This is a genomic window from Bacillus sp. JNUCC-22 (assembly GCF_018861275.1).
Taxonomy (GTDB): domain Bacteria; phylum Bacillota; class Bacilli; order Bacillales; family Bacillaceae; genus Bacillus; species Bacillus velezensis.
Genome location: NZ_CP076408.1, coordinates 840,502 through 851,105 on the forward strand (window position 1 = coordinate 840,502; position 10,604 = coordinate 851,105).

The window sequence follows — 10,604 nt, forward strand, 5'->3', positions numbered from 1 at the left end:
GGAAGGCTGATGAATGAAACAGGCAACCGTGTTTAAATATGAAGCGTTTTCCGATATTCCGGATTTGGGAAATCCCGCGGGAATCGTCTTTAACGGAGATGATTATTCAGATGAAGAGATGCAGATGATCGCCGAAATGGCAGGGTACAATGAAACCTCATTTCTCTGTAAAAGCGGAGAAGCCGATCTGCGCATCCGCTATTTTACACCCGGCCACGAAATGAATTTATGCGGACATGCTACCGTCGCCTCTCTTTACGCATTAATTGAAAAGGGAAGGCTTCAGGCTGATCAGACATATCAAATTGAAACAAAAGCCGGCATTCTTCCCGCAAAAGCCGCTGAACGAAACGGCCGGGTATACATCACACTCGAACAGGCTCCCCCGCAATTTCTGCCGTTTACGGGTGACAAAGAAAAGCTTGCGGCCTCGCTCGGGATTACGGCTGAGGATTTTCACAGCGGGCTGCCGATTGTTTACGGATCAACGGGGATCTGGACACTGATTGTTCCGCTGAGATCACTTAAAGCATCACGGAATATGGTGCCGGACAACGCACAATTCCCCGCTATTTTGCGCGATCTTCCGAAAGCGAGCGTTCATCCGTTTTCTCTGGAAACCGTTCATCCGGAAAGTGATCTGCACGGACGCCATTTTTCTTCCCCTTTCTCCGGAACGACTGAAGATCCCGTCACGGGAACCGCTTCAGGCGTCATGGCAGCCTATATGCGGCAATACGGAGGCTCCGAAGCCGAATGCCTCACGATTGAACAGGGCCAGGAAATCGGGAAAGACGGAAAAGTGGAAATCAGGATCGCGGAGGAAAACGGAGAGATGAACATCAAGATGACGGGAACGGCCGTGTATGCCGAAACAATCAATTTTCAGCTTCCGTAACGGTTTACAAAAGCCGGTCGTATCCGTTATATTATAAATGATAATCATTTTCATTTGGATAGGAAGGTGAATCGGCATGCCGAAAACCGAACAATTACAGCAAAACGAAAGTCTTGCACATACAATCAGAAACAGAAGATCCATCCGGTCGTTTAAACCGGAAACCGTACCTTCTGAAGTCATATTAGATATGCTTGAAACGGCCGTTTACGCACCGAACCACAGACTGACGGAGCCATGGCGTTTTATCTACGCAGCAAGCGAAGCGGGAAAAGCAAAGCTTGCGGACAGCTACGTCTCATTTTTCAAAAAGATAAAAGATGATTTCAACGAGGAAAAAGAGCGGAACATGAGAAAAAATCTCAGCGCCGTTCCGGGATTTTTGCTGGTCGTCTTAAAAGAAGATGAAAATGAATTTACGAGAAACGATGATTTCGCGGCGCTGAGCGGCATGATTCAAAACCTTCAGCTTCTCGCACATGAAAACGGCATCGGCATGGTCTGGAAAAGCGGCCGCATTATGTATGACAAACAGGTGCACCAAGACTTCGGCCTTGCTGACAATGAGCGCTTTGCAGCTATCATTCAAACGGGCTATCCGGATGAACAGCCTAAGGCGAAAGAACGGACGCCGGCAAAAAGCCTGTTTACCGAACTGTAAAAAAAAATCCCCGTCTCTATACAGAGGCGGGGATTTCGTATTAGCGGGTTTTGCTTTTAGCTCTGTTGTCAGCGGCTTTCATCCGCGCCTGCGCTTCGCGGTCAGCGGAATCAGCAAGCTCGCTTGAATATTCCTCATATGTGCCGTCTGTTTCGCGTTTCAAAGCATCCGGAACTTGAGGAAGTTTTTGTTTGTTTTTATCACGGTTTTTGTGAGTATGATTTCTGCCCATATCAATCGCCCCCTGAAAAAAGTGATATCAAACAAACATAGTATCTGCCCAATCCCGATCTTTATTCAGTTTATTTCCGTTTGGCTGCTCTTTCCGCTTTTTTGAATTCACCGGAATAAAGGACTTCCTGCATTTTTTTCAGATTGGCTCCCTGCTGATGTTTTTCGCGCTTCTTTTCCATAAAAGAAGACCCTCCTTCAAAACAGAATACCAATAGGATTGGCTTTTATTTCCGTTTTTATGCAGATAAGAGATCCTTTAAAGCCAAATCAAGTTCTTCATATGTAAATTGAAAACCGGATGTCAGCGCCTGCTTAGGCAGGGCGCGCTGGCCTTTTACGATCAGCAGGCTCATTTCTCCCAAGGCCTTCTCCAGAAAAAGTTCCGGTACGGGAATCCAATGGGGGCGGTGCAGGACGCTTGCGATCGTCTTTCCTAATTGCTTCATTTCTACGGGGTTCGGCGATGTCACATTCATGGGACCGGACAAGTCATCATGCTCCGCCGCATAAGCGATGAGTTCCGCGGCGTCATCCACATGAACCCATGACAGCCATTGCCGTCCAGAGCCGATGGTGCCGCCGGCTAACAGCTTATAAGGGAGAACCATGAGCGGCAGGGCGCCTTTTTCACCGAGCATCACCCCGAATCTGGCATATACCGTCCGGATGCCGAGCGCTTCAATTTTCTGGCCTTCACGCTCCCACATATGAGCCGTATGACTGAGAAAGTCTTCATTTGACGTATCGGACTGTTCGGTGAGCGTTTTTTCTGTGCTTGTGCCGTAAATGCCGACGGCGCTGGCCTGAATCAAAGCCCGGGGTTTTTTCGGCTGCTGCTTCATAATCCGTCTGACTTCTCTCGTCGCTTCTATTCTGCTTGAGATGATTTGTTCCTTCGTTGTGTCCGTCCAGCGGTCAAAGATGGATTTGCCGGCGAGGTTCACCCATACATCAATAGGGGGAAGCTCGCGCTCAGGCGCCGCGTTTTCGGCCAGCCATTGAACATATGTCACATTTTTTTGTTCGGTTTCTCTCTGTTTTCTTGATAAAATATAGACATGATGTCCCCGGCGGGTAAACACACCTGTCAGATGCTGGCCCAGAAAACCAGTGCCGCCTGTCATCGCGATATTCATATCCATCTCTCCTTACACGTTGATATATATACTGTACCTCATTTGCCAAAAAGAAAAACGCCTGAACATCGGGGCGGGAAAGGAGACCGGGATGCCGTTTATTACAAAAATATCGACCCAAAAGAAAAATACCGAGCGCTTCAACATCTTTCTTGATGAGAAATATGCATTCAGCGTCGACGCCGACGTGCTTGTGCGTTATGACCTGAAAAAAGGGAAAGAACTGGACGAGCTTGACATTCTTGAAATCCAGTACGGCGATGACGTGAAAAAAGCCTTTAACCGCGCCGTAGAATTTTTATCATACCGGATGCGTTCTGAAAAAGAAGTCCGGGACCACCTGAAGAAAAAAGAAACACCGGACATGGTCATTTCTGAAGTCATCCATAAACTGTACGATTACCGCTACTTAAATGACAAAGAATTTGCCGAAGCCTATGCGAGCACCCACAAAAAAACAAACGGCAAAGGCCCTGACGTCCTGTTCCGCGAGCTGAAAGCGAAAGGAATAGACGACGATACCATCAAGGAAACGCTCAGCGCGTTTACATTTGATGAGCAGATACAAGAAGCGCTGAAACATATCGGCAAGATCCTCAAAAAAGACAAAAAGCTGTCCACAAAAGAGATCAGACAGCGGGCGCAGATGCAGCTTCAGCGAAAAGGTTTCCCTTTCGACGTCATCAATGCCGCTCTGGAGCAGACGGAGTATGAAAATGATGATGAAGCCGAGATGGAAGCTCTGAAGGCCCATGCGGAAAAAGCGATCAGGAAATACCGCTATGACGGCAGCTATGAAAGCGGAATGAAGGTTAAACAGTACTTATTCAGAAAAGGATTCTCGATTGACGATATTGATCAATTCTTGCAGGAAGAGGAGTAAACTGAAATGGACAAACGATACAGTCAAATGACGCCTCATGAACTACAGACAGAAATTGCGGGACTGACGGAAAAAGCGCGAAAAGCGGAACAGATGGGCATTGTAAATGAACTGGCCGTGCTTGAACGGAAAATTACGATGGCCAAAGCTTACATGCTGAACCCGGAAGACTTTCGGCCCGGCGGGGTGTATCAGATAGAAGGTTCTGATGACACTTTCCGCATTGATTACATCAACGGCGTATTCGCCTGGGGACACAGATCTTCCCCGTCTGACGGGGAAGAAGCACTGCCGATTTCCGTTTTAAAAGAAAAAAAATAACAAAAGAGGCCGGTTCCGGCCTCTTTTTCTTTTCGAGCACATTCGTTTCAACCTTTCAGTAAAAAATGATTGAATTCATTTTTGATATCTTTTAAGATGGACTTCGTTGTTTTTTAAATAAAAAGGAGGCGATTTGCGTTGAATATCAAAATGAAACAGCCATCTGTGAAATTAATGATTTTTGTTTTAATGATCTGCACATTTTCCATCGGGTATACGGAATATGCTGTCATGGGTATTCTGACGTCGATTGCCGATGACTTTCATATACATGTATCTTCAGCGGGCATGCTTGTTACGGCGTACGCGGCAAGCGTCTGCCTGACGGGCCCGATCGTAACCATTATCGCGGTTAAGCTGCCGAGAAAACCGGTGCTGCTAGGGTTGATGGGCATCTTCGTCCTTGCCAACCTGATGAGCGTCTTTGCGCCGAACTTCGCCGTGCTGGCGATTTCCAGAATTTTATCCGCATCCATCCACGGAGCTTTTTTTGCGATCGCCATGGTGTTTGCGAGTGAAATGGTGCCGCCTGAAAAACGTTCCGCCGCCGCGGCTTCCATGAACGGCGGATTAACCGTGGCGCTGATGCTCGGCGTCCCGTTCGGCTCTTATTTAGGGGATGCCCTTAACTGGCGGGCCGTCTTTTTCATTATTTCCGTTTTAGGCATGATCGGGCTGATCGGACTGATGCTGGTCGTACCGAACCGGAAACCGAAAGTGATTCCGATGCTGATGAATGAATGGAGTGTCTTTAAGCATAAACAAGTGATTTTTTCCTTTGCGATCACCATTCTCGGCTACTCAGGCGTATTTATCGCTTACACGTTTATTGAGCCGATTTTAAGAGATTCAGCGGGGTTCGGCACAGTCGGCATTACAGGCGCATTATTTGCCTACGGTCTCGGCGGAGTGGCGGGGAATTTCTTCGCGGGCAAAGTGCCGCTCAAACTGCTGACGCGCACGATGATCGGTGTGATGATCGGCTTGATCGGCGTCTTGGCGATTTTCCCTTATATCGCCGTTTTTCCAGCCGCCGCGGTTTCAGCGACATTTTTATTCGGCGCATGTGCGTTCGGCACGCCGCCGCTTTTGCAGACCAAGGTTATTTCTTCCTCTGAAAACGGCACGACAATCGCCGCTGCGGTGAGCGTTTCCGCCTTTAACCTGGCAAACGCGCTCGGCGCCTGGATCGGCGGATTGATTCTCGGCGGAACGGGATCTTACTCATGGCTGTTTGCCGGCGGTGCGCTGATGACAGCTCTCGGCCTTGTGCTTTCCACGTTCGCTCATCTGTCTGAGAAGAAAGATGTTTATGAATACCAAGTGCATAAAGGATAACAAAAAGCTTGCAGGGGATATTCCGCCTGCAAGCTTTTTTCAGTGTTTCAATGTAATGCTGATCACCGTATGTTTATCACTCTCAGCTAAGGAAATATTCCGGGTTTCCGGTACTCCGTCTTTTTCAAAAACGACGGCATAGGTTCCTTTCACGCCGCTTTTCCATGCAATCTCGCCGTGGTGATCAGTCTTGCCTATTATCTCTCCGCGGTCTATATTCGGCTGGTGATCTGACTCCGCCGCTTTCATCACGGTGACCGTCACACCGGCCGCCGGTGAGCCGTCTGCATCCTCAGCATGGAGCGTAACGGGCAGTGCTTTTTTGGCGGCGGAATCATCCGCTTTGCCGCATCCGCATAAAACGGCCGCCGCGAGAAAGAAAACAAAAGCTTTATTGATTTGACCAATATTGAATGTTGTCGAATACACTGTTTGTCACCCTTGTTCCCAGATTGTAAGACGACCCGCCGTTTGTATGAATGGCAATGGCGGTCTGGCCGGTGTCGCTGTAATTGCGGTAAACGGGCGATCCGCTCTGGCAGCCGAACGTATCTGTCGTGTAGGTGAGTTTATATGTCTCGGCAGAACGTATCGGCTTGCTGTCCGACCACATGGAACCGGACACTTTGTCGCACGGATATCCTGTCACGGTTGAGGAAAGCCCGGCCGGACTGGAACTGTTGGTCGTCCGGTAGCCGTACCAGCCGACAGTATCCCCAGGCGACCCGTTTACTTTGATTGCGCCGTAGTCATAGTTTGTGTCACCGTTTTCTGTCCACCCTTTGACGCTGTAGAATGTCTTTCCTGAATAAGAGCCGTACGGGTACGATGACCCGTTGCGGCCGGGAGCTGCCGTAATTTTCGATGCCCAGCCGTTTTTCTGATCATACACGCAATGTCCCGCCGTAACAATCGTGTCGGCATTGACAAAAAAACCGGTGCATCCGTAGGTGCTTGTGCTGCCGCTGTATGTGACGGTCAGCTGTGCTGTCGCTCGATATGGAAATGATGTTGTAGGAGAAATTCTGATTCGTTCGTCTGTCCCAATAATACTGGAAGGCTTTAATGACTTGATGTCAGCTTTGCTGTTTTGTGCAAGCTGTCTTTTGGTGAGGCCCGTTCCTTCATAAGCGGGGGATGTCTGTGTTGTTTGTACAGGCTGATTCTGATTTGCGTCAAACTCCTCACCGCTGTTTGATACAGATGTCTGCGGGCTGCCCGCTGCTTCAGCTGAAACAGCAAATAATGAAACTGACAGTAAGAATGCGGTAAGGCTCAGCAATCGTTTTGAAACTGTCTTCATTTTATAAAACCCCTCCTTTTTTGTCTACCGGCTTTCGGTTGAACATTTAACATATTATGGAATTTATTTAGCGTTATGACCGCAAAAGGATGTTTTTTTCTGCAAAAAAAGAGACCGGCTCATTCCCGGTCTCTTACGGTGTGTGTTATCGTCTGCCTGAAGCTCTCATGCGCTCTTGCGGGTGCGAATTAATTGAACCGTCCGCCCGTTTAGAAGCGTAGTCATCCTTTGCCCGCGGTTCGCCTTCAAACTTATTATTGTTCTGATTAGGAAATCCTTTTGCCTTGTTCCGGACCATTTGTTTTCCCCCTCGGCCAATATCAAAAGGTTGCGCCTTCTGGACTGAAGACGTAAAGTTAGTATATGCCTGTGACAAGCTGCGTAAAAGCAGCAGGTTTTCCCAAGGAAAGGAGACAGAGACATGAATACATATATCGACAAACTGACGAATTTGCTGCTTGAGAAAAATGACATGCTCAGCTATTTGCAAGCGCGAACTTGGGTTGAGCTTTTATGGGGAGATTTCGAAGCGACTTACGCAAAAGCCGGCCGCCCGTATCAAGGAGAGCAAATGACGGAACGCGTCGTCAAGGAATGGATCGAATCATACGGCAGCAAGCTCCATATGTTCCAGAGCGTTCGGGAAGACGTTTCTCATTATTTGGATCAAAGCAGGGGTCTCCTGCATTAACATAGCAGTGCGCCCGCCGGATATCGTCCGGCGGTTTTTTTTATAAAAGAAATAGGAAAATCATGTTTGGCGACCGGCGGAATGTGGAAATGTGTAATAACTTATAAAATAGCGGGGAGGAACCACAATGAACATGAAAAAGGGGTTAACCGCATTTATTCCGGCCGCAGGACTTTGCTTATTTTTAGCCGCAGGCACCGTTTTTTTCGATCCGGCAGCGAATGCCGCAGCAGTTCACCAGACAAAAATAGACACCGCAGCAGATACATATATCGTGAAAGCAGGAGAACTTAACGTCCGCAAAGAACCAAATAAACAAGGGTCGATTATCGGCACGCTTCGTTCAGAGGATTCCGTAAAGGTTAAACGGCTTCAAGGAGCAGATTGGGCTGAGATTGACTACAAAGGTCACAAAGCCTATATCTCCACACATTTTCTGATGAAGCAGCCGGTGAAGGCGGTGACGGCGAAACAAACCGCTTTTTATACGCCGACTTTGGAAACCGGCAAAAAAGGGTCCGTTAAAGCGGGTGAAACCGTCAATGTGCTCGGCTGGGGGTTCAGCCATGACGGAGGATTTGACCGTAAATGGGCGTACGTCACATACGGCGGGAAAGCAGGTTATGTGAAAACGGCCGACTTAACTCAAAAATAAAGATTCGGGCAGGCGAATGAGCCTGCTTTTTTTCTGAAACTTTTCGCCTTTCCTTTCGTAAAAGATGAAAAGGAGAGTGACAGATATGATAATGGTAATCGGCGGCCTTCTGATGGCTGCGGCCGGCATTTTAGTCACATTTTTTCCGCCGAAGTCGATCAACAGCCTGTACGGATATCGGACGAAGCGCTCTATGGCGGATGAGTCGCAGTGGAAAGAAGGCAATCGATTCAGTGCGCTTCTCATGATTTTGTTCGGCCTTATATCGGCGGCAGCTGGATTTGCGGGCAGCCTGCTTATCCGGCTGACTCAGCCGTTCGCCTTGATCGTTCAGGCCGTATTATTGATTGCGATCAGCGTACTGATCATCGTCTTAACAGAAAGAAGATTGAAACAAACGGGGAGGAGAATCGATGAATGACATTACGTTTCACATGATCGAAACAAACGGAGTGACGCTGCACACGGCTTCAGCCGGTCCGAAAGACGGTCCTTTGGCGGTGCTGCTGCACGGGTTTCCGGAATTCTGGTACGGCTGGAAGAGCCAGATCAAACCGCTGGCGGATGCCGGATACCATGTTGTCGTGCCTGATCAGCGCGGCTATAATCTCAGTGACAAACCGGAGGGCATTGAAAACTATACCATTGATACGCTCAGAGACGACATTATCGGGCTGATCACGCATTTTACAGATGACAAAGCCGTCGTCATCGGCCACGATTGGGGAGGAGCCGTGGCCTGGCATTTGGCATCCACGCGGCCGCAATACGTTGAAAAATTAATCACGGTCAATATCCCGCACCCGGCGGTTATGCGGAAGGTCACACCGTTCTACCCGCCGCAGTGGAAGAAAAGCTCTTATATCGCTTTCTTTCAGCTGCCGGAAAAGCCGGAACGGAGATTGTCTGAAGACAATTACCGCGTATTGGATCAAGCGATCGGCTTATCCGAACGACCGGCGCTTTTTTCACGGGAAGATGTCGACAGCTACAAAGAAGCTTGGGGCAGAAAAGGAGCGCTCACGGCGATGCTGAACTGGTACCGGGCGATCAGAGCCGGCGGTTTAGGCCCTGCCGTTCCGCTTAAAATGCCCGTTCCGTACCGATTAATATGGGGCGTCAATGACCGAGCGCTGAGCAAAAAGCTCGCCAAGGAAACAAAACGGATGATTCCAAACGGCGACATAATCTTCATAGATGATGCCTCACATTGGGTCATTCACGAAAAACCGCGCATCGTCAGCCATTTGATTCATGAATACCTTCAGCAATAAAGTCTGTCCCGCGTACAGACTTTTTCTTTTTTTTCTCATATCTGCCGAAAAACATGACAAAATATAAACCATATGCAGAAAAAATTTTCTTTCCCTGTAACAAAAAAATGGTTTAAACGTCATTAAAAAAAGGAAAAGCCTTACTGAAGTTTTGCGGACAATTCCTTTAAGGCCGTCCTAAAAAAAGAATAATACAAAGAAGGTGCCTTCATGAAACAAAGGTTAATCTCAATTATTATTCCGTCTTACAATGAAGGGAACAACGTCAAGCTCATCCATGAATCTTTAAAAAAAGAGTTTCAGACGATTCATTATGACTATGAAATTTTCTACATCAATGACGGAAGCGCGGATGACACCCTTCAGCAGATTAAAGAACTGGCCGCCAGAAACCATCGCGTCAAATACATATCTTTTTCCCGCAACTTCGGGAAAGAAGCGGCCATTTTGGCAGGATTTGAACACGTGCAGGGCGAAGCGGTAATCGTGATGGACGCCGATCTGCAGCATCCGACCCATCTGCTGAAAGACTTCATTCAAGGCTATGAAGAAGGGTATGACCAAGTCATCGCGCAGCGCAACCGAAAAGGGGACAGCCCCGTGCGTTCCGTGCTTTCTTCCCTGTATTATAAATTTATCAACAAAGCCGTCGAAGTGGACCTGCGTGACGGGGTCGGAGATTTCCGCCTGCTGAGCCGGCAGGCCGTTGATGCCCTTTTGAAGCTGAGTGAAGGGAACCGTTTCTCGAAAGGGCTGTTCTGCTGGATCGGGTTTGACCAGAAAATCGTATTTTATGAAAATGTCGAAAGGAAGAACGGCACGTCCAAATGGTCATTCAGCAATCTGTTCAACTACGGAATGGACGGTGTCGTCTCCTTCAACAACAAGCCCCTTAGGGTATGCTTTTTCACCGGTATTCTGATATTGCTTCTGTCGATGGTTTATATTGTAACGACCTTTGTTCATATTCTGACACACGGCGTGTCCGTACCCGGATACTTCACCATTATTTCCGCCGTGCTGTTTTTAGGGGGCATCCAGCTTTTGAGTCTCGGCATCATCGGAGAATACATCGGCCGGATTTACTATGAAACAAAAAAACGCCCGCACTATTTAATTAAAGAAGCGAATATAACGTACGGAGAACAAAATGAAACGAATTATACAAAGAAGCGCAAGTGGAACCATTAAACAGCCGCCGCTGTGCGCA

The 10,604-nt window shown here is 48.1% G+C and carries 16 protein-coding genes; 10 read left to right on the forward strand and 6 right to left on the reverse strand.

Annotated features, from left to right (window positions below; genetic code table 11):
- Nucleotides 1-13: 13 nt before the first annotated feature.
- Together JNUCC22_RS04230 and JNUCC22_RS04235 are read left to right on the forward strand one after the other, a co-directional pair.
- Entirely contained in the window at nucleotides 14-898 is an 885-nt protein-coding gene (locus tag JNUCC22_RS04230) for a PhzF family phenazine biosynthesis isomerase (RefSeq protein WP_015239425.1), read from the forward strand.
- 76 nt (nucleotides 899-974) lie between these two features.
- Nucleotides 975-1,559, forward strand: a complete 585-nt coding sequence (locus JNUCC22_RS04235) for a nitroreductase family protein (protein WP_007408549.1) — start codon at nucleotides 975-977, stop codon at nucleotides 1,557-1,559.
- Nucleotides 1,560-1,599: 40 nt separating this feature from the next.
- Here the strand turns inward: JNUCC22_RS04235 and JNUCC22_RS04240 are convergent, their stop codons facing one another.
- The 3 genes from JNUCC22_RS04240 to JNUCC22_RS04250 form a co-directional block, all read right to left on the reverse strand.
- Complete coding sequence (locus JNUCC22_RS04240) at nucleotides 1,600-1,791, reverse strand: YfhD family protein (RefSeq protein ID WP_003155508.1); 192 nt, start codon at nucleotides 1,789-1,791, stop codon at nucleotides 1,600-1,602.
- Nucleotides 1,792-1,861: 70 nt separating this feature from the next.
- Nucleotides 1,862-1,972, reverse strand: coding sequence for a YfhE family protein (locus JNUCC22_RS04245; protein ID WP_003155504.1), 111 nt, complete (start codon nucleotides 1,970-1,972; stop codon nucleotides 1,862-1,864).
- A 57-nt stretch (nucleotides 1,973-2,029) separates the two neighbouring features.
- Complete coding sequence (locus tag JNUCC22_RS04250) at nucleotides 2,030-2,929, reverse strand: TIGR01777 family oxidoreductase (protein ID WP_216062153.1); 900 nt, start codon at nucleotides 2,927-2,929, stop codon at nucleotides 2,030-2,032.
- Nucleotides 2,930-3,020: 91 nt separating this feature from the next.
- On the opposite strand from JNUCC22_RS04250, the gene recX reads away from it, so the two are divergent.
- The 3 genes from recX to JNUCC22_RS04265 all read left to right on the forward strand — a co-directional run bounded on the left by recX (nucleotide 3,021) and on the right by JNUCC22_RS04265 (nucleotide 5,471).
- Nucleotides 3,021-3,812: a recombination regulator RecX gene (gene recX / locus JNUCC22_RS04255; protein WP_029325989.1), complete on the forward strand. Its 792-nt coding sequence runs from the start codon at nucleotides 3,021-3,023 to the stop codon at nucleotides 3,810-3,812.
- A 6-nt stretch (nucleotides 3,813-3,818) separates the two neighbouring features.
- Nucleotides 3,819-4,133 carry a YfhH family protein gene (locus JNUCC22_RS04260; protein WP_007408553.1) on the forward strand — a complete coding sequence of 105 codons (315 nt, stop codon included), beginning with the start codon at nucleotides 3,819-3,821 and terminating at the stop codon, nucleotides 4,131-4,133.
- Nucleotides 4,134-4,277: 144 nt separating this feature from the next.
- Nucleotides 4,278-5,471, forward strand: a complete 1,194-nt coding sequence (locus JNUCC22_RS04265; RefSeq protein WP_025284446.1) for an MFS transporter — start codon at nucleotides 4,278-4,280, stop codon at nucleotides 5,469-5,471.
- A gap of 39 nt (nucleotides 5,472-5,510) precedes the next feature.
- Here JNUCC22_RS04265 and JNUCC22_RS04270 read toward each other — a convergent pair whose 3' ends face one another.
- From JNUCC22_RS04270 to JNUCC22_RS04280, 3 genes are all read right to left on the reverse strand, one after another.
- A complete protein-coding gene (locus JNUCC22_RS04270) occupies nucleotides 5,511-5,900 on the reverse strand; it encodes a DUF2606 family protein (protein ID WP_007610158.1) in 390 nt (129 codons plus the stop codon).
- Entirely contained in the window at nucleotides 5,863-6,774 is a 912-nt protein-coding gene (locus JNUCC22_RS04275; RefSeq protein WP_216062154.1) for a trypsin-like serine peptidase, read from the reverse strand. The genes JNUCC22_RS04270 and JNUCC22_RS04275 overlap by 38 nt, the downstream gene beginning before the upstream one ends.
- 145 nt (nucleotides 6,775-6,919) lie before the next feature.
- Entirely contained in the window at nucleotides 6,920-7,072 is a 153-nt protein-coding gene (locus JNUCC22_RS04280; protein WP_003155495.1) for a small, acid-soluble spore protein K, read from the reverse strand.
- A gap of 123 nt (nucleotides 7,073-7,195) precedes the next feature.
- On the opposite strand from JNUCC22_RS04280, the gene JNUCC22_RS04285 reads away from it, so the two are divergent.
- The 5 genes from JNUCC22_RS04285 to JNUCC22_RS04305 all read left to right on the forward strand — a co-directional run bounded on the left by JNUCC22_RS04285 (nucleotide 7,196) and on the right by JNUCC22_RS04305 (nucleotide 10,585).
- Nucleotides 7,196-7,465, forward strand: coding sequence for a YfhJ family protein (locus tag JNUCC22_RS04285; protein ID WP_003155492.1), 270 nt, complete (start codon nucleotides 7,196-7,198; stop codon nucleotides 7,463-7,465).
- Nucleotides 7,466-7,592: 127 nt separating this feature from the next.
- Complete coding sequence (locus JNUCC22_RS04290) at nucleotides 7,593-8,120, forward strand: SH3 domain-containing protein (RefSeq protein ID WP_015417063.1); 528 nt, start codon at nucleotides 7,593-7,595, stop codon at nucleotides 8,118-8,120.
- Between the two features lie 85 nt (nucleotides 8,121-8,205).
- Nucleotides 8,206-8,541, forward strand: a complete 336-nt coding sequence (locus JNUCC22_RS04295; RefSeq protein WP_007408558.1) for an SdpI family protein — start codon at nucleotides 8,206-8,208, stop codon at nucleotides 8,539-8,541.
- Nucleotides 8,534-9,394, forward strand: a complete 861-nt coding sequence (locus JNUCC22_RS04300) for an alpha/beta fold hydrolase (protein ID WP_216062155.1) — start codon at nucleotides 8,534-8,536, stop codon at nucleotides 9,392-9,394. The genes JNUCC22_RS04295 and JNUCC22_RS04300 overlap by 8 nt, the downstream gene beginning before the upstream one ends.
- 210 nt (nucleotides 9,395-9,604) lie before the next feature.
- Nucleotides 9,605-10,585, forward strand: coding sequence for a glycosyltransferase family 2 protein (locus tag JNUCC22_RS04305; protein WP_003155484.1), 981 nt, complete (start codon nucleotides 9,605-9,607; stop codon nucleotides 10,583-10,585).
- The last annotated feature ends 19 nt before the right edge of the window (nucleotides 10,586-10,604 follow it).